Origin of the sequence: Cupriavidus sp. OV096, assembly GCF_900115455.1 — a bacterium.
Classification (GTDB): Bacteria; Pseudomonadota; Gammaproteobacteria; order Burkholderiales; family Burkholderiaceae; genus Cupriavidus.
The window spans coordinates 235,121-260,767 of the sequence record NZ_FOWM01000004.1; the positions used below are offsets into that span (position 1 = coordinate 235,121).

Below are 25,647 nucleotides of genomic sequence, written 5' to 3' on the forward strand. Positions count from 1 at the left end.
CGCCCTTTTCCCTCTCCATGAGCCAGCCCGACCAGCCCGATCACCCCGAACACCCGCTCCAGGCCGCCTTCCTGCGGCACGAACAATCGCTGGCGCCGGCCGGGCGCATGGTCGGCGAGGACGACAGCGCCGTGTACCGCACGCTGCTGGAGTCCACCAAGGCCATTCCGTGGAAGATCGACTGGGCGACCATGGCATTCGCCTATATCGGCCCGCAGATCGAGGCGCTGCTCGGCTGGGCGCCGTCGTCCTGGAAGACCGTCAACGACTGGGCCGACCGCATGCACCCGGACGACCGCGAGGCCGTGGTGAACTTCTGCGTGGCGCAGTCGCAGGCGGGCACCGACCACGAGGCCGACTACCGGGCGCTCACGCGCGACGGCGGCTATGTCTGGCTGCGGGATGTGGTCCACGTGGTGCGCAAGCCCAGCGGCGAGGTGGAGTCGCTGATCGGCTTCATGTTCGACATCAGCGAACGCAAGCGCACCGAGGAACAGCTCGCCCAGTTGCAGAAGGAGCTGGAGCGGCTCTCGTTCACGGACGGGCTGACCGGCGTGGGCAACCGCCGCATGTTCGACACCGTGGTCGAACGCGAATGGGCCGCCCTGCAGGACGCCGGCAAGCCGCTGTCGCTGATCCTGATGGATGTGGATTTCTTCAAGGCCTACAACGACTACTACGGCCACCTGCAGGGCGATGACTGCCTGCGCAAGGTGGCGGCGCTGCTGGCCGATGCGGTGGGCGCCGAGCACTTCGTGGGCCGCTTTGGCGGCGAGGAGTTCGTGGCCGTGCTGCCGGGCACCGACGCGGACACAGCCGTGACGATTGCCGAGCGCTGCCGCACGATGATCGCCGACGCGGCCATCCCCCACCTGCGCTCCCCCTACGAACAGCGCGTAACGGCCAGCTTCGGCGTGGGCACCACGCTGCCGGTGCCGGGCGCGGAGCCCACTGCCTTCATCAACCTCGTGGACGCGCAGTTGTATCACGCGAAGGACAATGGCCGGAACCGCATCGCCGCCGTGGATCGGGCCGGCATGCAGGGCGAAGGCTTCCGGACGCACTCGCGCTGAACCTACCCCCAACGGGTGTTGGCGCACGGCCATCGGCACGCGCCGCACCTGTTGGCTGGCACCCGCCAGCCAGGCGCCCGATAGCGCGGTTTTGCGCCAGCCACGGCACATTCGGGCGAGATTTTCGATTGGCACGGCCCCTGCGTAGGAAGGGAGGAACGCGCGATTGCGTTCCTTGCCCTTCCTACCCTGTCCCAATCGGAGTTCGACCCATGTACTACCGCTTTCTTCCCTTCCTCATCGGCGTCGCCATCGCCACCGCCCTTGCCGCCCAGCTTGCCCAGGCCGCCAGCCCGCGTGACAGCCTGTTCGCCGGCGACAAATACGGCTACAACTTCCGCGTCGATTCGCGCGATGTCTACAGCGACGGCGCCCGTGGCCGCTTCGACGTCTACACCGACGGCGCCCGCGACGTGACACCGCCCTCGCGCGACCAGGACAGCTCGCGTTTCCTGTCGGGCATGGACCGGCGTGGGGTGTCCGCCGAGCCGTCACGCCAGTTCGACGTCTACACGGATGGCGCGCTGGCTTGACTGCCCCCCGCCTGCGCCAGCGGCTTGCGTAACTTGCGTGATAGTGTGCCGTCCATGACCCATTTCCTGGCGGAACTGGATGGACGCACTGATTACCGCCGCCGCGCGGGCGCTGGCGGCGGGTGACCCGCTCGGCGCGCTGAACCGCGTGGCCCTGCGCGAGGACGCGCCGGCGCTGGCGTTGCGCGGCATCGCCATGGCCCAGCTTGGCGATCTCGCGCGTGCCCGGCTGCTGGTGCGCCGCGCCGCCCGCGCCTTCGGCCAGAAGGAGGCCGTGGCCCGGGCGCGCTGCGTGGTGGCCGAAGCCGAGATCGCGCTGGTTTCCCGCGATCTCGGCTGGCCAGCCAAATCGCTCGGCGCCGCGCAGGCCACGCTGGCGGCGCACGGCGACCTCGCCAATGCCGCCCACGCCCGGCAACTCGAAATCCGCCATCTGCTGCTGATTGGCCGGCTCGATGCCGCCGAGGCCGCGCTCGCCACGCTCGACCCCACCCCCTTCCCACCCGCCTCGCGCGCCGCGCACGAACTGATCGTGGCCGGCATCGCCCTGCGCCGGCTGCGCACCCAGACCGCGCGCGAGGCCCTCGCCCGGGCCAGTCAGGCGGCGCGCCAGGCCGCCATTCCCGGGCTCTCGGCCGAGGTCGAGCAGGCCGTCCGGCTGCTCGACGCCCCCGCCGCGCGGCAGATCACGCCGGACGGCGACTGGCCGCTGCGGCTCGACGAGGTGGAGGCGCTGCTAGCCTCCAAGGCGCTGGTGATCGATGGCTGCCGTCATGTCGTGCAGGCCGACGGCACGGCCATCTCGCTGGCGCGGCGGCCGGTGCTGCTGACGCTGGCGCGGGCGCTCGGCGAAGCCTGGCCGGCCGATGTGCCCCGGGACGCCCTGATCGCCCGGGCCTTCCGTACCCGCCATATCGACGGCTCCCACCGCGCGCGGCTGCGCGTGGAAATCGGCCGGCTGCGCGCGATGCTGGGCGCGCTGGCGCGGGTAGAGGCCACCCCGGACGGCTTCGCGCTGGTGCCACTGGAGCCACCGCCCGCCCGGCAGGTGGTGGTGCTGGCGCGGCCGGTCGAGGAAAAGCACGGTGCCGTGCTGGCCTTGCTGGGCGATGGCGAGTCGTGGTCCAGTTCCGCCCTCGCCCTGGCGCTGGGCGCCAGCCAGCGCACCGCCCAGCGCGCGCTGGACGCGCTGGCCGCCGACGGCAAGGTTGAGGCGTTCGGCCGGGGCCGCGCCCGGCGCTGGCTGAGCACCCCCGTGCCCGGATTCACGACGACCTTGTTACTCCCCACCCCGCTGCCGAATCACTAGGATGAAGGCATGTTTCAACCAACGAGGGAATCCACCCATGAAACGACAGCCCGCTGAAATCCTCCGTGAATACGGCCCCTTCCCCGGCGTCGAGGCCGTCCACGGCGTCACCTACGACGGCAAGCGCGTCTGGTTCGCCTCGGGCGACGCGCTCCACGTGCTCGACCCGGCCACTGGCCAGACGCTGCGCACCCTCGACGTGACCGCCAATGCCGGCACCGCCTTCGACGGCAAGCACCTGTACCAGATCGCCGAGCGCCAGATCCAGAAAATCGACCCGCAGACCGGGGAGGTTGTCGCCACCATCCCCGCCCCGGGCGACGGCAACGACTCGGGCATGGCCTGGGCCGAAGGCACGCTGTGGGTGGGCCAGTGGCAGGCGCGCAAGATCCACCAGATCGACCCGGAGACCGGCAAGGTCCTGCGCACCATCGAGTCCAACCGCTTTGTCACGGGCGTGACGTGGGTGGACGGCGAGCTGTGGCATGGCACCTGGGAAAGCGAGGAAAGCGAGCTGCGGCGCGTCGATCCGGCCTCGGGCGAGGTGCTGGAGCGGCTGGATATGCCGGCCGGCGTGGGCGTGTCCGGGCTGGAGTCCGATGGCGCCGACCAGTTCTTCTGCGGCGGCGGCACGAGCGGCAAGCTGCGCGCCGTGCGCCGGCCACGGAAGGGCTGACAAACGGGGCTGAAAGCCCGCGGCGCACAAAGCGCCATTTTCGTTGCGATGTCAATCCCCCCACCGGCGCCCACCCCCGGGCGCCGCGCGCCTGTTGTAGCGGCGCCGACGCCGCGCATTCCTTGCCCCGCGCGGCGTTCAGCCTGATGCCGGCTCGTATTAGAATCGCCGGTGTCGATCCGTTCGGCATGCAACAGAACCAGTGGTCATGTTCCGGGTGCGGGAAGGCCCCGGACTGGTTCCGATCTGCCTGCCAGAACACGCGTTACCCATCGAGACCCACTCAACAGTTATCAGGCCAGCGTCCAAGGGGATTCCGGGCTGAGGAAGACATGACCTCGTTTGCATATGATGTTGCCCTGGCGCCGGAGCCCGCGGAAAGCGGGACTGCCGGCGACCGCCCTGCCGGGCGCGAGGCCTGGGCGCTGCTGGAAGCTTCCGGCGCGCTGGCCATGCGGGTCGATGTCCAGGGTCGCATCCTCCAGGCCACCGAAGCCACGGCTGACCTGCTCGTATACCCCCACGAATACCTGCTGCGCACGTCGGTGCTCGACGTCATCGCCCCGGAATCGCGCGATAGCGTGGCCGCCCTGCTCCAGGCCTGCGCGCGCGACCGCGCCGCCCGCCGCGAGCGCGTGCGCTTTGCCGGCGGCATCGGCGGCGGCTGGCTGGACCTGCGCATCGCGCACCAGCCCGGCGAGGGCAACACCCCGGCGAGCCTGCTGCTGTTCGGCCATGACGTCACGGACTGGGTCGAGAACGAGCGCCAGCTCAACGCCCGCGCCTTCCTGGACCCGCTGACCGGCGTCGGCAACCGGGCCTTCATCCGTCGGCGCATCGAGCAGTACATGGCCGGCGCCGCCAGCGCGCGCGTGCCGTTCGCCGTGGCGCTGATGGACCTGGACGGCTTCAAGAACATCAACGATTCGCTCGGCCACGAGTTCGGCGACGCGCTGCTCAAGGAAGTCGGCGCCCGCCTGCAGGACACCGTGCGCTCCCAGCAGAGCGTGGCGCGCCTGGGTGGCGATGAATTCGTGCTGATGCTCGATGGCCTGGAGTCCGAGGCCGAGGCCATCCGCATTCTCGAGCGCGTGATCCACGTCTGCCGCCAGCCCTTCCTGCTGGGCGGCTGCCATGTGCGGATCACCACCAGCATCGGGCTGGCCTTCTCGTCGGCCGCGTCCGGCAACGTCCAGCCGGAGTCGGAGTCGCACTGGCTGCGCCGCGCCGACCTGGCCATGTACGAGGCCAAGGCGCTGGGCAAGAACCGCTATTGCGTCTACTCGCCCGAGCTGGACCGCCGGCTGGACGAGCAGTTCCGCATCGAGCAGAGCATGTTCGAGGCGGTGCAGAACGGCGAATTCCTGCTCCACTACCAGCCCATCGTCTGGCCCGCCACGGGCGAGGTCTGCGCCGTGGAGGCGCTGATGCGCTGGGACCACGCGGGCGAGTTCATCCGCCCCGACGTCTTCATTCCCGTGGCCGAGAAGAACGGCCTGATCAAGCATCTGGGCGCCTGGGCGCTGCGCTGCGCCTGCGCCCAGTTGGCCGCGTGGGATGCCCAGGGGCTCCAGGTCGGCCATATGTCGGTCAACGTCTCCGCCGTGCAGTTCCTGCACCCGGGGTTCTTCGAGAGCGTGCGCAACGCCATCCAGGACGCCGGCATCAGCGCCGACCGCCTGGTGCTGGAGATCACCGAAAGCGCGCTGATGACCGACCCCAAGGCCGCCGAGGACCTGCTGATGTCCCTGCGCGCGCTGGGCCTGCGCTTTGCCGTGGATGACTTCGGCACCGGCTATTCCAGCCTCTCCTACCTGCGCCGCTTCCCGCTGTCCGCGCTCAAGGTGGACCGCAGCTTCGTCGCGGACATGGTCGATTCCCCGCATGCGCGCACCATCGTCTCGGCGGTGCTGTCGCTGGCGCGCGAGCTGGGTCTGGTCGCCATCGCCGAGGGCGTGGAAACCGACGCGCAGGGCGAGCTGCTGGCCGCCCAGGGCTGCAACCTCGTGCAAGGCTGGCGCTACGCGCGCGCGCTGAGCCCGCTCGACTTCGAGCAGGCCCTCGCGGACGGCCGCCTGATGCTGGGCCGCGACGAAGTGTTCTCGCGGCAGGTGGCTGGATGACCATGCTGCCCAAGGAACAATTCTTCGAGTCGCTGTGGACCCGCATGGCGCAGCAGGGGGACTTCCCGACCCTGCAGTACTGTGTCGACAACATCTTCCAGACGCTCAACGGCGATCTCACCGTGGGCGAGATGGCCACCAGCGTGCTGTCCGACTTCAGCCTGTCGCAGAAGGTGATCCGGCTGGCCAACTCGGCGATGTACCGCTCGTTCGGCGGCGAGGTCACCACGGTGTCCCGCGCCATCCTGGTGCTCGGCGTGGAGGCCATCAGCCACCTGACGCTGGGCATCCAGCTGCTCGACTACTTCCACGGCGTGGCGTCGCAGCGCCCGCAAGCCACCAAGGGGCTCCAGCGCGCGCTGGTGGCGGGCGAGATCACCCGGGCGCTGTCGCATGCGCGCGGCATCAACGAGGGCGAGGAAGCGGTCGTCTGCACGTTGATGCACCACATGAGCCGGCTGCTGGTGGTGTTCTACTTCCCGGACGAGTGGGAGCGCGTGGAGGCGATGTGCGCCACGCACCCGATGACCGAGAACGAGGCCTGCCAGGAGGTGCTGGGCGTCTCGATGGAGGAGATCGCCGAGGCCGCCGCGCGCAAGTGGCGCCTGCCGGGGATCATCGCCCATGCCATGAAGCCGCGCCTGATGTCGCCGGACACGGTGCTGGAAACCCATGCCGACTGGCTGGCCGCCATCGCCCATGTCTCGGCCCAGGCCGCCGCTGCCATGGTGCGCGACGGCACGCAGGAGTCGGTGCAGGACCTGCTCACCGCCCACGCCAAGATGCTGGGCCTGACCACCGGCGACGTGGCGATTGCCGTGCGCCAGGCCGATTCGCTCAATACCTCGATCACCCGCGCCGAGGCCCCGGCCGAGGCGGCGGCGCCCGCCGGCGCCAGCAGCGATCCGGAAGACATGCTGCGGCGGCTGCGCCAGGGGCTGGACGAGGTGCGGCGCGAGGGCGCCGGGCTGTCGGTGTCCCAGCTGGCGCCGATGGTGCTGGAAACCACGATGCGCGCGATGAACTTCTCGCGCTGCTTCCTGATGATGCTGAACCCGGCCACCAAGCGCTTCCACGCGCGGCTGGGCTTTGGCGAGGGCATGCGTGACAAGCTGACGGCCCTGTCCTTCGAGGAAGGCTTCGTGCCCGACGTGTTCCACTTCGCCGGGCTGGCCGACAAGCCGCTGCTGATCGAGGATGCGTTCGACCCGAGCATCGCCCACCGGATTCCGCGCTGGTACCGCGACGCCATGCCGGACGCGAAGTCGATCCTGCTGGCGCCGGTGCGCATGCGCAACCGCTGCATCGCGCTGATCTATGGCGACTGGGGCGCCACGCGCTGCGCCTGGGAACTCGGCGAGCCCGAACTCAATGCCGTGGACGAGTTGATGCGCGAGATCGCCGCCGGCGTGCTGCGCGCCGCGCCGCAGCGCGCGGAGCCCTAACCAGCCTGAATCAGTGCCGCGTGGCCTTGCGCTGGGCCTTGTCGGCGTACATCGCCGCATCGGCCTGCGCCAGCAGCTCATGCACCGTGGCGTGGCGGGACGGATCGAACTCGGTCAGCCCCACGCTGAAACGCAGGCGGTAGCCACGCGCGTTCTGCGCATTCCACGCATCCACGTTTCGATGCAGGCGCGCCAGCGCCTCGCCACAGCCGGCGGCATCGGTATTGGTCAGCAGCGCGGCGAATTCGTCGCCGCCGAGCCGCCCCACCACATCCGAATCCCGGAACGCCTGCCGCAGCGCGGCACCGAACGCGGTCAGCGCGCGGTCGCCCTCGGCATGGCCGAACTGGTCGTTGATCGGCTTGAAGCCGTCCATGTCGAAGAACACCAGCGTGGCCGGCCGGTCCAGCCGGCGGCACAACTCGATGGCGTGCTGGCTCAGCACCGTGAAGCCGCGCCGGTTGGAGAGCGCGGTCAGTTCGTCCATGCTGGCCAGATGCACGGCGGCCAGCTCCTGTTCGGCCATGCGGGCCAGGTCGTGCAGCAGCGCGCGGTCGTCGTCGTCGAAGGTGCGCGGCTGGCGGTCGATCAGGCAGAGCGTGCCGAGCTTGGTGCCGTTGTGCGCCACCAGCGGGCAGCCGGCGTAGAAGCGGATATGCGGATCGCCGGTGACCAGCGGGTTGTCGTGGAAGCGCGGGTCCAGGCGGGCGTCGGGAATCAGCAGGATGCCGTCGCCGGCAATCGCGTGGCCGCAGAACGAGGTGTTGCGCGGCGCCTCGGTCTGGTCCAGGCCCTCGCAGGCCTTGAACCACTGACGGTTGGCATCGACCAGGCTGACCACCGCGATCGGCACGTCAAACAGCCGTTTGGCGAGCCGGGTCAGGCGGTCGAACCGTTCCTCGGCCGGGGTGTCGAGGATGTTGAGCGATCTCAGCGTGGCGAGACGCAGGGTTTCATCGGGCGGAATCGGGGGCGGCTGCATGGGCGGTTCCTGAGCGCGCGCCGGGCGGGTCCCGGCGGCTAGGGATCGTGCCTGTGTTAACGGCCAAATCGTACGCCGCCTGCAGGCTTGCCGCCCACGTGCACACCGATTGTTTCAATTTTTTGCGAGGTCGGGAGCACCTTCTATTCGCCCCGGCTGGCCCGGTCCATCAACACGCGCACACTGTCCGCCCGCGTCTCGGCACAGGCCACCGCCTCCGGCAGCACCATGCCGGCGAGCCGCGTCAGCACGTTGCCGGGCGGCATCTCCACCGCCAGCCGCACACCGCAGGCGCGCGCCAGCAGCATGGTCTCGTGCCAGCGCACCGGCAGCGCCATGTTGGCGGCGAGATCCGCCGCGATGCGTGCCGGGTCGCGTAGCTCGCGCGCGGCGCTGGCGCTGAACAGCCGCAGCGTGGGCCGGCGCAGCGTGACCGGCGCGAACGCCTGTGCGAGGCTCGCGGCGGCATCGTCCAGCAGCGGGCAGTGGGACGGCACGGCGATCGCCACCCGCTTGGCGCCATGCGCACCGGCCTCCTGCGCCAGCGCCGCCACGCGGGCCATCGCCACGTCCGCCCCGGCGATGACCAACTGCGTCGGCGCGTTGAAATTGGCCACGTAGACCGGCAGACCGGTCGCCCGGACCCGCGTCACGATGGCTTCCAGCGCCGGGGCTTCGAGCCCGAGGATGGCGGTCATGCCGAAGCCCTGCGGGTAGGCGTCCGCCATCAGCCGGCCCCGCAGCGCCACCAGCCGCACCGCGTCGTCATAGGCCAGCGCGCCGGCCACCACGGCCGCCGCGTAGGCGCCAATCGACAGCCCGGCCACGGCCTCCGGCCGGGCGCCGTCCGCCATCAGCGCGCGCGCCGTGGCCACGCCCGCCGCCAGCAGGCAGAGCTGGACCGATACGGTGGATTCCAGGCTGTCGGCGGTGTCGAGCGCCATCACGTCATGGCCCAGCGCGTCGCTGGTCTGGGCGAGCGTCTCGTGCACGGCGCGATGGTCGGGCAGGCTGTGGAGCATGCCGGGGCGCTGTGCGCCTTGTCCGGGGAAGGTCAGCAGCGTGCTCATGCCGTCTGCCACGGGTCCGTGCAGCGCACCGGGCCGGTGGCGGTCTTCAGCAGCACGCGGCCGCCGGTGCGCAGGCGCTCCAGCAGGGCAAAGCCGCCGTGAGGCGTGGCGATCTGGATATCGAGCCGCGTCTCCTTGCAATCGTCGATCAGCGCCGCCAGCCATTGTTCGTCGGCCTGAGCCAGCGGCGCGGCGGCGTCGATCAGCAGGTCCACATCGCTGCCGGGATGGAGCACATCGAGCCCGGACGCGAGCGTGAACCCGGCCGCGCCGGTCACGCCCCAGTGCAGGCCGCGCGCATCGAGCAGCGGGGCGATCCGCGCCAGCGTGCGCAGCGCCGGGAGCGCCAGTCGGCGCGGGTGATCCTGCCAGCGCGCCGCCCCGGCGATGGCGAACGGCGACATCACCCGATCGCACTGGGACGCATCGATCCACGTGGCGTGGCGCTCCTCGCGCCGCCGGCCGCGCAGCCCCACCGGGATGCAGCTATCGCGCGGCAGATCGCGCGGCAGATCGCGCCGCACCACTACGGGCGCCACCGCCAGCCACGTGGCATCGACCCACGCCGGCAGCGGCTGGCTGGCCGCGAACGCCGGGGCGTCGCGCAGCCAGATCAGGTCGTGCGGCTGGAGTGGGCGGGGGAGCGGAGCGTCCGGCACGGTGTCATCCCTGCCACTGCCGGGCGAGCACTTCGCGCACGCGCGCCGATGCCTGCCGATTCTCGCCGCCCAGCCGGCTGCGCAGGTCGCGCTCGGGGTCGGCGTCGATATCGGCCAGCGCAGCTTCCAGCGTCGTGCGCACCGTGGCGACGTCACCGGCTTCGGGCGCCTCGGCCCGGGCGACCGGCACGCGCCGCCACAGCAGGCCCAGCGTGGCGTAGTTGTCGATGTCGTAGGCCATCGGCGGTACGGTGGCCGCGAAGGCTTCGAGGTCCTCCACGCTGCGCATGGTGATGCGCGCCGCCGCTTCCTTGCCCATCGCATGCACCTGCACGCCGGGGTCCGCCAGCGCGACGATGCGGTTGGCCTGATAGCCGTGCGCGAGGAAGGCGCCCGACATGGCCTTGCCCACCAGCAGCGCGATCACCGGATGCCCCTGCAGGCGCGCGGTGGCGTAGGCATCCGCCGCGCTGGCCAGCGACTGGTGGATGCCGAACGCTTCCTCGCGCCGGCCGTAGGCCTGGCTCGGGGTATCCACCACGGCGACGATGGCGCGCTTGACCGGCGCGTCGCGGTCCGCCTGCACGGCGTCATGGACGGCGCGCGCGAGCGTCCAGCCCTCGCGCAGCCCCACCTCGCCATGGCGGGCGCGCGGGAACGGGCTGGCGGCATCGGGCACCACCGCGATCCAGCGCACGGGCCGGCCCGCCAGTTCGCCATCGGCCACCTGGATCGAGGCCGGATAGTCGGTCAGGCGCGATGCGCCCTGGCTCAAGGCGGCGAGCCAAATGGCGCCCCGGGAGTTCGATTCAGTCGATTCGGTCGTCATGACGGTTCTCCAAACACGGCGCGCACGGTGGCCGCATCGGCCTGCCGCGCGGGGTCATAGTCGGCCAGCCGCTGCAGATAGGACGCATACGCGGCACTGCGCGGCGGGGTGGGTGGCTGATTGGGCGGCTCGGCGACGAGGGCCGCCACGGTGGCGCGGATCGCCGCGCTGTCATCCTCGACATAGCGGTCCGCCAGCCCGGTAGCGATGCGCTGCTCGCCGCCGGTCAGGCTCCAGATCAGCGGCCGGTCGCGCGAGTCGTACTCGGCAATGCCGGCCTCCTGCTCGATCACGGCCGGCCCGTTCAGGCCCAGCCGCGCCTCACGCGTGACCACCAGCGTGCTGCACAGTCCGGCCGCAATCGACATCCCGCCGAAACACCCCACCTGCCCCGCAATCACGCCGATCACCGGCTGGTAGCGGCGCAGATCGACGATGCCCGCGTGGATCTCGGCGATGGCGGCGAGGCCGAGGTTGGCCTCCTGCAACCGCACGCCGCCGGTCTCGAACAGGATCACCGCGCGCGTCGGGGTGCCCTGTCGGTTGTCCTGCGCGGCCAGTTCCAGCGCGCCGGCAATCTTGGCGCCGCCCACTTCGCCCAGGCTGCCGCCCTGAAAGGCGCCTTCGATGGCCAGCACGACGGTGGGATGCCCGTCGATGGTGCCCTTGGCGACGATCACGCCGTCATCGGCCTGCGGCACCACGCCCTGACGCGCGAGCCAGGTCGAAGTCAGGCCGTCGAACGGCCCCGCCAGTTCGCGGAAGGTGCCGGGGTCCAGCAGCGCATGGGCGCGCGCGCGGGCGCCCAGTTCGACAAAACTCTCGCGCGACAGCAGTGCGGGCTGGCTCATGGCTGCCCCTTGCTGTCATCCAATGCCTCGAACGCCTCGGCCAGCCGCATGCCGACCACGCCCGGCGTGGCGCCGAAGTCGTGGATGCGGATACGCATGGCGGCGCGCGGCTCGGCGCTGAAGACGCGCGTGAGTTGGGCGTCCCAGACGCGGCCGTAGCCGTCCACCGAGGTGGTCACCTGGATCGAGGTCTTGCCGGCGTCGCCGGGTTCGATCATCACTTCAAGGTCGCCGGAACCGACCACGCCCACCAGCACGCGCTGGCTGGCCGGTGCGCCGGCGGGATATTCGAACTGGAGTTGTTCCATTATCGGTCTCCGTGGGGGAGCGCCGGCCCGGTGGGCAGGCGATCGAGAAATAACGTGGCGGCGAGCAGGTCGGCGGCGCCGCCGGGGGAGGCGTTGCGCGCCAGCATGCCGGCTTCGAGCCGATGCAGCAGCCGCCGGCCCGGCAGCGTGCCGATGCCGCCCGCCGCCAGCACGGCAGCGGCGCCGGCCTGCATCGTGGCCAGCCCTTCGCGGCCGGCGCGGGCCAGCACGCAGGTATCGTCGAGCCCGGCCATGATCGCCAGCAGCGCATTAACGCGCGCGGTGGGCTCCGCATCGCCGCGCGCGCGGCTGGCGCGCAGCGTCGGCAAACCCCGCTGCACGACATGCGGGAAGCCGGCCTCGGCCTGCCCGCGCGCGCCACCTACCTGATACGCCTGCCGCGCCAGTTCGCCCTTGTTGCCGGTGTGCGCGGGGCGATGCCGGTCTGGCAGCCGGGCGATGGCCCCGGCCGCGTCGGCCACGGCGTGGGCATCCGCACCCTCCGGCAGCAGCCCGGCGGCGCCGGCCAGCAGGCCCAGGCACCAGATCGCGCCGCGATGGGTGTTGACGCCGCCGGTGGCGCGCAGCATCGTCGCCTCCGCCGCGCGGCCCAGCGCGCCGAGTTGTTCGCGCAGGGGTCGATCGACGCCGGAGGATTCCCGCCCCGCCTCCGCCATCGCGGCGAAGCCGCCGCGCAGGCTGCGCGCGGACGCCACCATCAGCGCCAGCGTCAGGTCGCGGTGGGCGCCGCTGCCGCGCGCATCCACCAGCCCGGGCTTGGGCGACAACGTCGCCTCGTCGATCAACACCGCTTCGGCCAGCGCGCCGATGGCGCCGGCGCGGTCTTCGGTGAGCGCTACCGCATGGATTGGGACGGCCATCACCAGCTCCGGAAACGTGCCGGCGGCTCGTACAGCCCGCCCGACCACTCGACCAGATCGGCCATGCTCTTGGCCGCCAGCAGCGAGCGCGTGGCATCGGCGCGATGCACGCCGAGGTCTTCCGGCAGTGCGATCAACCCGTCGCTGCGCATCTGGCGCGTGGTGGCCGGATCGTGGCGCATGCCAATCGGCGTGACGCCGGCCACCGCCGCGATCATCCGGCGGCGCTGCTCGATCGACGTCGCCTTATATAAATAGGCGATGCCTTCCTCGGTCAGCACGTGCGTGACGTCATCGCCATAAATCATCACCGGCGCCAGCGGCATGCCGGCATCCTTGGCCACCTGCACAGCGTCCATGGACTCCACGAAGGTCGGCTTGCCGCCCGCCTGGAAGGTCTCGACCATCTGCACCACCAGCTTGCGGCCCCGCGCGAGCGGGTCGTCAGTCTCGATCAGGTCGAGCCAGGCCGGGGTGGCGTGGCGACGTCCGCCCGGCTGGTGGCCCATGTTCGGCGCGCCACCGAAGCCCGAAAGCCGGCCGCGCGTGACCGTCGACGAATGCCCGTCGCCATCGATCTGGAGCGTGGAGCCGATAAACAGGTCCACCGCATACTGGCCGGCGAGCTGGCAGAAGGCCCGGTTGGAGCGCATCGCGCCGTCCGCGCCGGTGAAGAAGACGTCCGGCCGGGCCGACACGTAGTTCTCCATGCCCAGTTCGCTGCCGAAGCTGTGCACGCTCTCGACCCAGCCCGACTCGATGGCCGGGATCAGCGTCGGGTGCGGGTTCAGCGTCCAGTGCTTGCAGATCTTGCCCTTGAGCCCGAGCGATTCGCCGTAGGTCGGCAGGATCAGTTCGATGGCGGCCGTGTTGAAGCCGATGCCGTGGTTCAGCGACTGCACCTTGTGCCGCTCGTAGATGCCACGGATGGCCATCATCGCCATCAGCACGTGCACCGGCTTGATCAGGCGCGGGTCGCGCGTGAACAGCGGCTCGCAGAAGAACGGCTTGTCGGCCTGCACCACGTAGTCGATCCACGAGCCGGGGATGTCCACGCGCGGCAGGTCGGCCGGGTCGTCCACGATTTCGTTGACCTGGGCGATCACCAGGCCGTCGCGGAACGCGGCGGCTTCCACCAGCGCGGGCGTGTCCTCGGTGCTGGCGCCGGTGTAGAGGTTGCCGGCGCGGTCGGCCTTGTAGCCGGCAATCAGCACGATCTGTGGTGTCAGATCCACATACAGCCGGGCGTACAGCTCGATATAGGTGTGGATGGCGCCGACTTCGAGCAGCCCATCCTCAAGGAACTGCGAGATCCGCACGCTCTGCGTGCCGGCATAGGCGAAGTCGAGCTTGCGCGCGATGCCGCGCTCGAACAGGTCCAGATGTTCGACGCGGCTGACGCTCGGAATGATCATGTGCAGGTCGTGCACGGTGGCCGGGTCTACCTCGGCCAGCGCACGGGACAGGAAGTCCGCCTGCTTCTGGTTGTTGCCCTCGAGCACCACGCGGTCGCCCGGGGCGGTCACGGCTTCGAGGAAGGGGACGATGTTGTCGGTGGCAACCACCTTGCCATCGGCCAGCCGGGCGCCAAGGCCCTGGCGGCGGCGCTTCTCAACGCGGCGGGTGTCCCATTGGCGGGGAGTGGGGGAATCTGGCATCGCGGCTCCGGACATGCGGCATGACTGTCGATGTGGGCCACGATACGCCGGGGGCCATGGTCAAACAATGACACCCGGCGGCGGATCGTTACGGTGAGAGAAATGACGGGGCCGCCACTTCCCTCTGTCCGGGCTCGGCTAGTTGCTGTTAGGCGGATCCGGGGCGAAGCGGTTGAACACATAGTCGCGGTTCTTGACGACCGTGTGGCAGGCGAAGCAGGCCTGTTGCTTGGTGGCGTCCGAGGGCTTGCCGTCATCGAACTGCACGTAGCCCCAGCCGCCGGTGGCGGCGTACTTGGTCGAATCCCGCACCATGAACTGGAGGCCGTTCTTCGGGTGCCCGGCCACGTGGGACTGGGCCTTGCCGAAGGCTTCCGCGCTCTCCGCCAGCGCGTCGTAGCTCCAGGCGAGCCGGGCGATGATGGCGCCGTCGGGCAGCGGGTACTTGCCGCTGCGCAGGGCCACGACCGCCGCCTCGTTGCCGAGGATGGCGCGCAGGTCGTCGGTGGCGCCTTCCTCGCGGGCCACCGAGATCAGCGTCCACGCGCGGTAGCCGGGCGGGATCTTGTCCGGCACGGCTACCTTGCTGAGGTCCTGATTGGCTATCTTGGCGACCGGCTTGGCCGCCTGCATGCTGTCTTTCCCGGCGGCTTCCTTCGCCGTCTCCGCCAGCCCAACGCCCGCGCCAGCCAACGCCGTCACGGCCAGCGCCATCCCTACGATTTTTTTCATGGTTTGTCCTCCAGTGTGCAGGCGCCATCGTCACGCCAATCCGCCGCGCGGCATTGAACAGGCGGTCGGATTTGTCCGGAATGAACGTTGCGCAGCGTCGCGCCGTTTGCGCCACATCAAGCACCGAACTTTCTTAACGGCCGCGCAAGAAGTTTTACTTCCGCCGACTGGGCGTTGCGGCGATCATGACCGCGTCCTTGAATCCGGCCAGGAAGAGGTAGCGATGCGCGCCCATGGCATCCTGAATTCCGCGCGATGTGTGGTGATGTTGGTGATGTTGGCGATGATGGGGATGGTGGGCCTCGCCCCGGCGCCGGCCCACGCCCAGACCGGCCCCACGTTCGGCATCGTGGGCGCCAACGTCCAGAAGCAGGCCAATGCGGTGCTGACGCTGATGTCGTTCGCCGTGGTGCCTGACCTCGCCTCCAGTTCGCTCTCCATCAGCAACACCAGCACCGACAACCCCGCCCTGACGCTCTGGCAGCTCGGCGGCGGTTTCACCTTGAGCCAGTCGTTCCCGCTCTACCTGGAGGGGTCGATTGCCTACAACCGCTACGACCCGACCTTCGTGGCCTCCAACGGCCAGGAGACCCGCAAGCTGCCGACCAAGTGGAATACCTTCGCGGGCACGGTCGGCGTCGGCTGGGATTTCCCGCTCATCGACAGCAAGGAACTGGTGTTCCGGCCGATCTTCAATGCCTCGATCGGCCGCGTGGCCAGCGACCTCTCCGTCGCCAAGTTCGCGGTGGAACATGTGACCGACCAGGAGATCGCCTTCCTGGACAACGGCGCCATGAACGCCTACGGGCTGGGCGGGTCGGTGATGCTGGACTGGGAAAGCCACCGCAACGAGCGCGATGTCGATGTGGAGCTGCGCTACACCAACATCTACCTGCGCAGCTTTGGCACCACGGGGGGCATGAACGCCTCCGCCGCCGCCCAGACCGCCAGCCTCTACGCCCGCTGGCGCGCGCCCACCGGCCTGCGTGCGCTGGACCGGCCGGTGCGCTATGTGCTCGAACTGTCCCACTCGCACTACTTCGGCAATCAGGCCGGCGCGCTGGGCTTCAGCCAGCTCACCACGGTCGGCACCGGGCTGGAACTCGACACCAGCGCACATGAAGTATTCGTCACCCGCATCCGGGGCGTGTTCCGCTACGTCTTCGGCAACAACGTGCACGGCCTGTCGTTCGGGCTGGCGGCCAGCTTCTAGGGCCCGGCTCAGCGCACGGCGGAGCCCTCGGCGGTCCGCGCCACTTCGAGCCGGTTGCCGCCGAGCGATTTGGCGCGATACAGCGCCTGGTCGGCGGCGGCCAGCGCGTCGGCCAGCGGCGGCACCTCGGTCTCGAAGTGGGCCAGCCCGATGCTGACCGTGGCCGGAATGCCGAGACCGAGGCCGTGGATCTGGTGCGGGATGGTGTCGGCGAAGCGCGTGGCCACGGCCTCGCCGAGCGCCCGGGCGCGGCGCGCGTCGTCGCCGGTCAGCAGGGCGGCGAACTCCTCGCCGCCGATGCGCCCGAGCAGCGCGTGCGGCCCCAGCACACGCCGGGCGATTTCCGCGAACGACTTCAGCACCTGGTCGCCAGTCTGGTGACCGTACACGTCGTTGACGGCCTTGAAGCGGTCGAGGTCGAACGCCAGCACGGCCACCGGCCGGCTCCCTTCGCCACCGAAGAGGCGGGCGCCCTGCTCGAAGAACCAGCGGCGGTTGCCCAGCCGGGTCAGGTAGTCGGTCTGGGCTTCCTGCAGGAGCTGGCCGTGGGCCTCGTCACGGATCAGCTTGAGCAGCGCCATCGGCAGGAGGACCGAGTACAGCACCCCTTCGTAGACCGTGAGCTTGCTGGCGGCGGCCTGCATCGCCGGCCCGTAGGCAGAAACCAGCCACGGCAGGATCAGGGCCCGCGCGAAATAGACCACGGCATGGATGCCCGCCACGACCACGATGATGTGGCGCGAACGGAGCGCCTTCATCGCCTCGCAACGCAGCATCTCGCGCGCTGTCATGGCGCTGATCAGCGCGATCGGCAGGGCGCTGACGTAGTTCCACATGAGGTCCAGCCGCTGCGCGCCCCAGCCGGCCCACACCAGCGCGTCCACGATCAGTATCCCCACCGACGCCACGCGATACTGCCGCCCGCTCAGCGAAGCGATGCCGCCGAGGACCAGCAGGTACCCGGTAAGGATGACGAGATTGCTGACGGCGGAGCCCATCGCCCCGGGCACGCTGCGCCGGACCAGCACCAGCGCGCAGCCGATGGCGAGCGTCGTGAAACCGGCCGCGAGAATCCGCAGCGTGCGGCTGCGGCGGGGATTGGTCCGATGCTCCCAGAACGTCATGCCGGCACTGGCCAGAAGCGTCCCGATGGCGAGGAGATAAAGGGTGAGGAGGTCTACGTACATCCCAAATGTAAAGACATTGCGCCGACGCATCGCGCCGGCTGCCGAATTTTACGTGGAAACCCGCCCGCGGGATGGTGCTTGATACGCCGGTGATTGGTGTCTATTCGGTGCCTGTTCGGTGCCTGTGCGGTGCCTACTCGCGGATCAGGTCGATGAGCGCGCGCAGGCCGGCCGGCACGTGGCGGCGGCCCGGGTAGTACAGGCACAGGCCATCGAGCGGCGGCGTCCAGCCTTCCAGCACGCGCACCAGCGTGCCGGCCTGCAGGTCGGCGGCCACGTTCCACTCGCTCAGGTAGGCCAGCCCCAGCCCGGCGCGGGCGGCCTGCTGCGTCAGGCCGGGCTCGTCGAGGGTCAGCGCGCCTTTGACGTCGACGCGCACCGCCTCGCCATGCCGCGCGAATTCCCACTGGTAGATCGCCCCGCTCGGCATGCGCGTGCGGATGCAGGCGTGCGCGTGCAGGTCGGCGGGCGTGCGCGGCGGCTTGTGCCGGGCGAAGTAGTCCGGGCTGCCGACCACGGCGAAGCGCTGGGTATCGCCGAAGGGCACGGCGATCATGTCCTGCGGCAGGGTTTCGGCGAGGCGGATGCCGGCATCGAAGCCGTCGGCGACGATGTCGATCAGCCGCCCTTCCGTGACGATATCGAGCGTCATGGCCGGATAGCGCTGCAGGAAGGCGATGAACAGCGGCATCACCTGCCGCGCGGCGCCCGCCGAGGTGTTGATGCGCAACTGGCCCGACACGGTGTCGCGCAGGCTCCCCGCCTGCTCGATCGCGCCCCGGATCGTGGACAGCGCCGGCGCGATGCTGTCCACGAACTGCGCGCCGGCCGCCGTCAGCGACACGCTGCGGGTGGTGCGATGGAACAGCCGCACGCCGATGCGCGACTCCAGCGCCGCCACCGCGTGGCTGAGCGCGGACGTGGAGACGCCCAGCTCCGCCGCTGCCGCCCGAAAGCTGCGATGCCGCGCCACCGCCAGCACCGCCTCCAGTTCACCGAGGCCCGAGGATTTCATTGTCCTGATTTCTTCATCATCACATCCCGCATTGTATGGCTAGTCAACACAATGGCGCAGGGCTATCTTGTGCTTCAGCCCGCGTTTTTCGCGCTTTGCTTAAGATGCTTTTCCGCTACCCCGGAGACCCACCATGCAGATCATCGACAAGATTTATATCGACGGTGCCTTCGTCACCCCGCACGGCGACGAGATGTTCGACCTGTTCAATCCCGCCACCGAACAGGTGATCGGCCAGGTGCGCCTGGCCGACGCGCAGGACGCCCGGGACGCCATCGCCGCCGCCAAACGGGCGTTCCCGGCCTTCTCCCGCACCAGCCAGCGCGCGCGCGTGGACCTGCTGAAGCGCATGCACGCCGCCGTGCTGGCGAAGGAAGACGAACTGTACGAGGCGATCACCGAGGAGTACGGCGCGCCGGTGTCCCGGGGCCGCTGGATGGCCCGGCATGCGAGCAACGTGCTGATCGACGCGGCCAATGTGCTCGAGCAGTACACGTTCACGCGCCGCGTGGGCGGCGCCGAGGTGGTGATGCAGCCGATGGGCGTGGCCGGGCTGATCACGCCGTGGAACAGCGACGCGGGCTTTATCTGCGGCAAGCTGGCTGCCGCCGTGGCCGCCGGCTGCACCGCCGTCATCAAGCCGAGCGAGATGAGCGCGATGCAGACCCGCATCGTCACCGAGGCGCTGCACGCGGCGGACGTGCCGCCCGGCGTGTTCAATATCGTCACAGGGCGCGGCGATGTGGTCGGCGCCGAGATCAGCACGCATCCCGATGTGACCAAGGTGTCGTTCACGGGCTCCACGGCGGTCGGCAAGACCATCCTGCGTGTGGCGGCGGACACGCTGAAGCGGGTGACGCTGGAGTTGGGTGGCAAGTCGCCCGTGGTCGTGCTCGACGATGCGAACTTCGACGAAGCCGTGCCGATGGCCATGGACGCCGGCTTTATGAACAGCGGGCAGGCGTGCATCGCCGGCACGCGGATTCTGGTGCCGGAACACCGGCTTGCCGAGTTCGAGGCGCACGTGCGCGACATCGTGGCGGCCACGCAAGCCGGCGATCCGCGCGATCCGCAGACGACGGTTGGGCCGATGGTCAGCCAGAAGCAGTGGGAGCGCGTGCAGCGCTATATCCGCATCGGCATTGACGAAGGCGCGCGGCTGGTGGCGGGCGGCGAAGGCCGGCCGGAAGGGCTCGACGCGGGCTGGTTCGTGCGCCCGACCGTCTTCAGCGATGTGACCAACGACATGACGATTGCGCGCGAGGAGATCTTCGGACCGGTACTGTCGATCATTACCTACCGGGACGAGGAGGAGGCCATCGCCATCGCCAACGACACCAGCTACGGCTTGCAGGCCTACGTGCTGTCGGCGGATGTCCAGCGGGCGCACGCGGTGGCATCGCGCATCGAGGCCGGGCGGGTCCTCGTCAACACGCTCGCCCACGACCCGGCGGCGCCGTTCGGCGGCCTGAAGCAGTCGGGCATTGGGCGCGAGTACGGCGTCTATGGGCTGGAAGCGTTCCTGGAGACCAAGGCGGTGCTGAACGTGCCGGTGTAGTCAGGGGCGCTGTCATGGCGGGCGGGCTCAGCCCGCCCAGGCATGGCGCACCAGCAGCGCCGACAGAACGAACATGGTGATGCCGACCAGCCCGTCGAGCACGCGCCAGGCCTTCGGCCGGGCGAACCACGGGGCGAGAAAGCGCGCGCCAAACCCGAGCAGCCCGAACCAGCACAGGCTGGCGGAACTGGCGCCCGCCACGAACCAGCCACGTAGCGCGGCCGGCTGCTGGGCGCCGATGCTGCCCACCAGCAGCACGGTATCTAAATAGACATGCGGATTGAGCAGCGTGAAGGCCGCCGCCTGCGCCAGGATCGCGCCTCGGCTAAGACTCTTCGCACCCTTCTCCCCCTCCGACGCCTGCAGCCGCTGCGCCTGCCCCGCGCGCCGCAGCGCCCGCCAGCCATAGACGGCCAGAAAGATCGCGCCGGCCAGCGCCAGTAAGCGCGCAAGGCCCGGGCGCTCGCCCAGCGCCTGGGCCATGCCCATGACGCCGGCGGCAATCAGCAAGGCATCCGCCACCGCGCAGAGCAGGACCACGCTGCCCACATGCTCCCGGCGCAGGCCCTGACGCAGCACGAACGCGTTCTGCGCGCCGATGGCGACGATCAGGCCGAAGCTCAGGGCCAGGCCCTGCAGGGCGACGGATAAAGGGAGCGAAGGAGTGGGCAGTGCGGAAATCATGCGCGCAGCTTGCCTGCTCTGGAAAATGTAGACAAACTATCTTTTCTTCATTCGATGTAGTTTCGCTAATCTCATGCTCGATTACGCCGCCCTGTCCGCCTTGGCCGCCGTGGTGCGCGAAGGCAGCTTCGAGCGTGCGGCCCGCGCGCTGCACGTGACCCCATCGGCCATTTCCCAACGCATTCGCCTGCTGGAGGAGCGCGTGGGCTGCGCGCTGGTGATCCGCGACCAGCCCTGCCGGGCCACGGAAACCGGGCGCCGCCTGTGCCAGCACGTGGACCGCGTGCGGATGCTCGAACATGAATTGCAGGGGACGTTGCCGTCACTTGCGGCGGAGGGGCTGGCGCGGGTGGCGCTGCCCGTCGCGATCAATGCCGACAGTCTGGCGACGTGGGCCGCGCCGGCGATTGCGACGTTTGCCGCGCAACATCCCGTCCTGATGGAGGTGGCGGTGGACGATCAGGACCACACCACCGAATGGCTGCGCAGCGGCGCCGTGCTGGCTGCCGTGACCGCCGCCGCCCGCCCTGCCGCTGGCTGCGAAAGCCGTCCGCTGGGCGCCATGCGCTATCTGGCGGCTGCCAGCCCGGCCTTCGTGCAACGCCATTTCGCCGCCGGCGTGGGTGCCGGCAGTCTGGCGGCGGCGCCGAGTCTGGTGTTCAACAACAAGGATGCGTTGCAGGCGACCTGGGTGCGGCGCCTGTGCCATCGGCATGTGGAACTGCCCCGGCACACGCTGCCCTCATCGCAGGCGTTTGTCACGGCGGCCGTGGCCGGCATGGGCTGGGGCCTGCATCCGCAGAGCCTGATCGCCCAACATCTCGCAGACGGCGCGCTGGTCGAACTCGTGCCAGACACCCCGCTGGACGTGCCCCTGCACTGGCACTACGCCCGCGCGGCATCGGCCTTGATCGACGGCCTGAGCCGGGAAGTGATGGCCGCCGCCCGGACCGGTCTGTTACCGCCCTGACCGGCCCGGCGGCGGCTTTCCGCTGTTACGGCGTGGTCACGCCATCGTCGGCGAACTCGACCCGATTCCGGCCGCGCTCCTTGCTGCGGTACAGGGCCGTGTCGGCGCGGGCGATCATGCCGTGGATGGTGTCGCCCGGCTGCACGCAGGCCACGCCCAGGCTCGCGGTCATCCGGCCCGTCACCGCGAAGTCCTGCTCGGCCAGCGCATTACGCAGCCGGTGGGCGAAGTACACGGCGTCCTGCAGGGCAGTATCGGCGCAGATCAGCAGGAATTCTTCGCCGCCCCAGCGCCCGAGGGTGTCCGTCGGCCGCTTGACCGCCATGATCAGGTCGGCGATCTCGACCAGCACGCGGTCGCCCACCTGATGGCCGTAGGTGTCGTTGACCGACTTGAAGCGGTCCACGTCGATCAGCAGGATCGAGAACGGCTTGCCTTCGACACGGCTGCGCGCCAGCGCGCCGGCCAGTGCATCGTCGAGATGCCGCCGGTTGAACACCCCGGTGAGCTGGTCGGTCTTGGAGAGCGCCTCAAGCAGGCGGTTTTTCTCCATCAATTCCAGTTCCGCCTCCGTGCGCAGGGCAATGATCAGCCGGAGCCGGCGCAGGACCGAGTTGAAGCCGTCGATCACGCTATCGAACTCGGTGCGACCCAGCCGGGCAAGTTCGTCGAGATGGTCGCCATGGCTGGAGGACAGTTCGAACAGCGCCTCCCGCAGATGCTCGAGCGGCCGGAACACCATCCGCAGGCCGAAGGTCAGCAGGATGACCAGCGCTACGTCGATCACGGCGACCTCGGTGATCCCCTGGATCATGGCCGCGCGCTGGGTCTTCTGCATGGTGTCGCGCGTGAAGCGGACCACGGCCGTGCCGATGGCCTGGCTGCGCCGCTCGGCGTCGATGTCATCCGGGGGATAGAGCGTGACTTCCGCCAGCACGTCATGCCCGCTGGCCGCGCAGAATGGCCCGGCCGGGGCGGCGGTGGCCGTGCGCTGCACCGCCGCGTACACCTCCTCCCGGTCCGGGGAGAAGACGCAGGCCTCGGTGACCTCGGGATGGATCAGCGTGGATTCCAGCTGCGTGCGCAGGGTCCCCACGTTCAGCGCCCAGGTGGGCGCGGCCAGGCTCTGCTTGAGGCCGTCCAACACCTCGCCACGGGTCCGCTCGAAGCGCTGCTCCAGGTCCTGGTGCAGCAGCCATTGCCGATGCATGGCGAACGCGCCCAGCGTTGTCGTGGTGGCAACGATGAACAGCACGATCATCCTGTTCCGGATCGAACGAACCGGTGGCAGCAGTGGCATGGAATGCGCAATCCTGAGGGGTCGCGGCGCGGGCTATTGGTCCGCCGCCTGGTCGAACAATTGCCGGAACCTGGCGAGTTCCGGGTGCGATTCCTCGTACTTCTTGCTGAATCCGACGTGCACGGTCTCGGTCTTGATGGTCATCGCCCGCCGGGACTTGTAGCGCATGCGCTCCGGAATGCCCTGCGCTTCCAGCGTGACCAGCGCCTCGTTGATGACCACGGTGGGATTCACCACGCAGTCGATCTCCTGCACCAGCATCTTCTTGACCAGGTCGTGGAACTCATGCCCCTCCACGAGCTGGATCTTGCCCTCACGCGCCAGCTGGAAAAAGCGCGGGCCGGGGGCGAGGTAGCCGCGCTGGTTGCCGAACTTCAGCCCGGCGAAGTCGTCCGGATAGCGATGGAAGGTGCGGCCCTCGATCGAATCGCGGTTGCAGTGCACCGCCACTTCCTCGCTATAGAACGGCTTGGAGTGATTCAGGAACGGCCGCTCCCTGGGCCGGTAATAGACGCCGAGCACGCCGGCGCTGTTGCCGTTCCGGGCCTCCTCCACCACCCGCGCCCAGGGGGCAAAGCGGACCTGCACCTTGAATTCGGGAATCCGCTTCAGGACGCGATTGATGTTGTCGATATAGGCGCCCTTGGGAATCCCGTTTTCCTCGTAGGACTGGGGTCGCTGGCCGGCCTCCGAGTACAGAACGATGGTGGTCTGCGCCTGGGTGGGCGCTGCAGGCGGCGCGGCGCGGGCCTGGGCGGCGGCCTGCGCGTGCCAGATCCCCAGCACCAATGGCGCCATTACGGCGATTCGTCGCGCAGACAGCATGATTTCCATGGGCACCAAGGGATTGACACGCCAGTACAACGGCATTCTCCCGTATTTATTGACGGCGGTGCGGCCCCCTCACAAGGGGTATTGCCTCCCGGAAACCCTAGGCTTTCATTAGCATCCGGCACACGGCGGCCAGGCCGAGCAGGTTCGGATCACGCTCCCGGCGGCGCAGGAAACTCAGGCCGATGGACTGCTTCATGTCGTATTCGGCGGTCAGGGGGACAAAGGCGACGTTCTTCGCGAACACGTCCCGCACGCGCCCGGGCAGCAGGGAATAACCGATGCCGCCGCCCACGAGGTTCATCAGCGAGAAGATGTCCCCGACCTTCATCACCACGTTGGGCGTGAAATCTGCGATGCGGAACGCCTCCATGAAGCCGCTCGATGTCACAAAGCCCTCGCCCAGCGACACGAACGGCTCGTCCCGGCAGACCCGCAGGTCGATCTCGGGCAGCGTGGCGTAGTGGGAATCGGCCGGGGCGGCGAAGAAGATGTCGTCCTCGAACATCGGAATCGACTCGATTTCGGCGTCGGGCTCGGGCAGGGCCATCAGCGTGGCGTCGATGGAGCCCTGGCGCAGCTTCTGGAGCAGGTCGGCGTTGGAGCCGAGCACGAGTTCGGTCTGCAGCTCCGGGCGGCGCATCTTGATGCCGATGACCACCTGCGGCACGGTCTTGATGGTCAGCGAATAGAGCGAGCCGATCTTGAGCTGGTCGGCGGAGTAGCCGGCGGCCTCGCGCGTGACGCGGATGCCGTCGGACATCGTCTTGAGGACATCTCGCGCCACATCGGCCAGCACGTGCGCGGCCTCGGTCGGCAACAGGTTGCGGCCCTCGTGGCGGAACAGCGCGCAGCGCATGCCGTCCTCGAGCGAATGGAGCGCCCGGTGCACGCTTACCGGGCTGATATCGAGCGCCTCCGCGGCCTTGGCCAGGTTGCCGGTCTCCATGAAGGCCAGCAGGGCCTCGAGCTTGCGGAACGTGATCTCTTCACTGATGCGCAGGGGCATGGCGGCGGGGGCGACGGGAGGGTCAGGGGGTCGATGACGCCACCATGATACGCCGCCCGCCTCGCGCTATTCGAGCGCCGTGCCCTTGGCCTGCGGCGCGTCCGCGGCATCGGCCGGGACTTCTGCTGCCGGCTCAGCCTGCCCTTCTGCCGGTCCCTCGGCGGCCTGCGCCGGCGGCTCGACCTCATCCTTCGGCACGTAGGACGGATCGCGCGCCCAGCGGTTCAGGTCCTTGGCCAGCGCCACCGCGCTGCGGTTCAGGATCGAACAGGTGCCCTTGAACCCGCCCCAGAATCCGCCGATGGACCAGCGGTTCAGCTTGACGTGGCGCGCCACCTTGCCGCCTTCGATCAGCTCGGCATTCACCGTGATGGCCTTCGGGCCGGTCCAGGCCCCGCCGCCCACGCCCAGGACGTGCGTGATCTGGAGCCGCATCACCTGGGCCTCGCCGGCCTCCGCGCCGGCGGCCAGCTTGCCGTCACCGCCCTTGTTGCGGCGGCGCAGGACGTCCGACACACGCGTGGCCAGCATCGACTCGATCTGGCATTCCTCGCGGACCTTGTCGACCACGCCGGCGCCGGGCGCATAGGTAACGGGGGTTTCCAGCAGGACTTGAGTGTTGGCGGCCAGGGCAGGCGCGCACAGCAGCGCGCCCAGGGACACTGCGCACAGGGACTTGGAAGACATGGAACGAGACTGAGGATGGATCGCGAGCCGAAGGGTATCAGCGCGCCGGCCGCCACGCCTCAGT

At 69.5% G+C, this 25,647-nt stretch carries 25 protein-coding genes; 9 read left to right on the plus strand and 16 right to left on the minus strand.

Translation table 11 applies throughout. From position 1 onward, the window contains the following. Positions 1–17: 17 nt before the first annotated feature. From BM115_RS11295 to BM115_RS11320, 6 genes are all read left to right on the plus strand, one after another. On the plus strand, positions 18–1,073 hold the full coding sequence (locus tag BM115_RS11295; RefSeq protein ID WP_092293707.1) for a GGDEF domain-containing protein: 1,056 nt from the start codon (positions 18–20) through the stop codon (positions 1,071–1,073). Positions 1,074–1,285: 212 nt separating this feature from the next. Further along, positions 1,286–1,606 carry a hypothetical protein gene (locus BM115_RS11300; RefSeq protein WP_092293709.1) on the plus strand — a complete coding sequence of 107 codons (321 nt, stop codon included), beginning with the start codon at positions 1,286–1,288 and terminating at the stop codon, positions 1,604–1,606. A gap of 79 nt (positions 1,607–1,685) precedes the next feature. Next, a complete protein-coding gene (locus BM115_RS11305) occupies positions 1,686–2,915 on the plus strand; it encodes a helix-turn-helix domain-containing protein (protein WP_092293711.1) in 1,230 nt (409 codons plus the stop codon). Positions 2,916–2,952: 37 nt separating this feature from the next. Beyond that, positions 2,953–3,591: a Vgb family protein gene (locus BM115_RS11310; protein WP_092293713.1), complete on the plus strand. Its 639-nt coding sequence runs from the start codon at positions 2,953–2,955 to the stop codon at positions 3,589–3,591. A gap of 332 nt (positions 3,592–3,923) precedes the next feature. Then, entirely contained in the window at positions 3,924–5,714 is a 1,791-nt protein-coding gene (locus BM115_RS11315) for a putative bifunctional diguanylate cyclase/phosphodiesterase (protein WP_092293715.1), read from the plus strand. Then, positions 5,711–7,159: an HDOD domain-containing protein gene (locus BM115_RS11320; protein WP_255370779.1), complete on the plus strand. Its 1,449-nt coding sequence runs from the start codon at positions 5,711–5,713 to the stop codon at positions 7,157–7,159. The genes BM115_RS11315 and BM115_RS11320 overlap by 4 nt, the downstream gene beginning before the upstream one ends. Before the next feature lie 10 nt (positions 7,160–7,169). Here BM115_RS11320 and BM115_RS11325 read toward each other — a convergent pair whose 3' ends face one another. The 9 genes from BM115_RS11325 to BM115_RS11365 all read right to left on the minus strand — a co-directional run bounded on the left by BM115_RS11325 (position 7,170) and on the right by BM115_RS11365 (position 15,129). Continuing rightward, positions 7,170–8,141, minus strand: coding sequence for a GGDEF domain-containing protein (locus BM115_RS11325; RefSeq protein WP_092293717.1), 972 nt, complete (start codon positions 8,139–8,141; stop codon positions 7,170–7,172). 143 nt (positions 8,142–8,284) lie between these two features. Further along, a complete protein-coding gene (gene mdcH, locus BM115_RS11330) occupies positions 8,285–9,211 on the minus strand; it encodes a malonate decarboxylase subunit epsilon (RefSeq protein ID WP_092293719.1) in 927 nt (308 codons plus the stop codon). Continuing rightward, on the minus strand, positions 9,208–9,870 hold the full coding sequence (locus BM115_RS11335) for a malonate decarboxylase holo-ACP synthase (protein WP_092293721.1): 663 nt from the start codon (positions 9,868–9,870) through the stop codon (positions 9,208–9,210). The genes mdcH and BM115_RS11335 overlap by 4 nt, the downstream gene beginning before the upstream one ends. Before the next feature lie 4 nt (positions 9,871–9,874). Next, positions 9,875–10,699 carry a biotin-independent malonate decarboxylase subunit gamma gene (gene mdcE, locus BM115_RS11340; protein ID WP_092293723.1) on the minus strand — a complete coding sequence of 275 codons (825 nt, stop codon included), beginning with the start codon at positions 10,697–10,699 and terminating at the stop codon, positions 9,875–9,877. Continuing rightward, complete coding sequence (locus BM115_RS11345; protein ID WP_092293725.1) at positions 10,696–11,550, minus strand: biotin-independent malonate decarboxylase subunit beta; 855 nt, start codon at positions 11,548–11,550, stop codon at positions 10,696–10,698. Before BM115_RS11345 ends, mdcE begins: the two co-directional genes overlap by 4 nt. Further along, entirely contained in the window at positions 11,547–11,858 is a 312-nt protein-coding gene (locus BM115_RS11350; protein WP_092293727.1) for a malonate decarboxylase subunit delta, read from the minus strand. Before BM115_RS11350 ends, BM115_RS11345 begins: the two co-directional genes overlap by 4 nt. Beyond that, complete coding sequence (locus BM115_RS11355; RefSeq protein ID WP_092293729.1) at positions 11,858–12,739, minus strand: triphosphoribosyl-dephospho-CoA synthase; 882 nt, start codon at positions 12,737–12,739, stop codon at positions 11,858–11,860. Before BM115_RS11355 ends, BM115_RS11350 begins: the two co-directional genes overlap by 1 nt. Further along, positions 12,739–14,397 (minus strand): malonate decarboxylase subunit alpha, encoded by a 1,659-nt coding sequence (gene mdcA, locus BM115_RS11360; RefSeq protein WP_092293731.1) that lies wholly within the window; start codon positions 14,395–14,397, stop codon positions 12,739–12,741. The genes BM115_RS11355 and mdcA overlap by 1 nt, the downstream gene beginning before the upstream one ends. 138 nt (positions 14,398–14,535) lie before the next feature. Next, on the minus strand, positions 14,536–15,129 hold the full coding sequence (locus tag BM115_RS11365; RefSeq protein WP_218158026.1) for a cytochrome P460 family protein: 594 nt from the start codon (positions 15,127–15,129) through the stop codon (positions 14,536–14,538). A 265-nt stretch (positions 15,130–15,394) separates the two neighbouring features. On the opposite strand from BM115_RS11365, the gene BM115_RS11370 reads away from it, so the two are divergent. Then, positions 15,395–16,342: a hypothetical protein gene (locus BM115_RS11370; RefSeq protein ID WP_369823409.1), complete on the plus strand. Its 948-nt coding sequence runs from the start codon at positions 15,395–15,397 to the stop codon at positions 16,340–16,342. Between the two features lie 8 nt (positions 16,343–16,350). Here BM115_RS11370 and BM115_RS11375 read toward each other — a convergent pair whose 3' ends face one another. Both BM115_RS11375 and BM115_RS11380 read right to left on the minus strand, forming a co-directional pair. Then, positions 16,351–17,529, minus strand: a complete 1,179-nt coding sequence (locus BM115_RS11375; RefSeq protein ID WP_092293734.1) for a GGDEF domain-containing protein — start codon at positions 17,527–17,529, stop codon at positions 16,351–16,353. Positions 17,530–17,662: 133 nt separating this feature from the next. Further along, positions 17,663–18,544, minus strand: a complete 882-nt coding sequence (locus tag BM115_RS11380) for a LysR family transcriptional regulator (protein ID WP_092293736.1) — start codon at positions 18,542–18,544, stop codon at positions 17,663–17,665. 133 nt (positions 18,545–18,677) lie between these two features. Here BM115_RS11380 and BM115_RS11385 point away from each other — a divergent pair, with 133 nt between their 5' ends. Further along, positions 18,678–20,102, plus strand: a complete 1,425-nt coding sequence (locus BM115_RS11385; RefSeq protein WP_092293738.1) for an aldehyde dehydrogenase family protein — start codon at positions 18,678–18,680, stop codon at positions 20,100–20,102. A 27-nt stretch (positions 20,103–20,129) separates the two neighbouring features. Here the strand turns inward: BM115_RS11385 and BM115_RS11390 are convergent, their stop codons facing one another. Next, complete coding sequence (locus tag BM115_RS11390) at positions 20,130–20,786, minus strand: LysE/ArgO family amino acid transporter (RefSeq protein WP_092293740.1); 657 nt, start codon at positions 20,784–20,786, stop codon at positions 20,130–20,132. 73 nt (positions 20,787–20,859) lie between these two features. Here BM115_RS11390 and BM115_RS11395 point away from each other — a divergent pair, with 73 nt between their 5' ends. Continuing rightward, positions 20,860–21,756 (plus strand): LysR family transcriptional regulator ArgP, encoded by an 897-nt coding sequence (locus BM115_RS11395; protein WP_092293742.1) that lies wholly within the window; start codon positions 20,860–20,862, stop codon positions 21,754–21,756. Between the two features lie 25 nt (positions 21,757–21,781). Here the strand turns inward: BM115_RS11395 and BM115_RS11400 are convergent, their stop codons facing one another. From BM115_RS11400 to BM115_RS11415, 4 genes are all read right to left on the minus strand, one after another. Continuing rightward, on the minus strand, positions 21,782–23,056 hold the full coding sequence (locus tag BM115_RS11400; protein WP_092293744.1) for a GGDEF domain-containing protein: 1,275 nt from the start codon (positions 23,054–23,056) through the stop codon (positions 21,782–21,784). Between the two features lie 33 nt (positions 23,057–23,089). Next, positions 23,090–23,854: a substrate-binding periplasmic protein gene (locus BM115_RS11405; protein ID WP_177219896.1), complete on the minus strand. Its 765-nt coding sequence runs from the start codon at positions 23,852–23,854 to the stop codon at positions 23,090–23,092. A 133-nt stretch (positions 23,855–23,987) separates the two neighbouring features. Then, positions 23,988–24,896: a LysR family transcriptional regulator gene (locus BM115_RS11410; protein ID WP_092293748.1), complete on the minus strand. Its 909-nt coding sequence runs from the start codon at positions 24,894–24,896 to the stop codon at positions 23,988–23,990. 66 nt (positions 24,897–24,962) lie between these two features. Next, positions 24,963–25,583 (minus strand): hypothetical protein, encoded by a 621-nt coding sequence (locus BM115_RS11415; protein WP_092293750.1) that lies wholly within the window; start codon positions 25,581–25,583, stop codon positions 24,963–24,965. Positions 25,584–25,647: the final 64 nt, after the last annotated feature.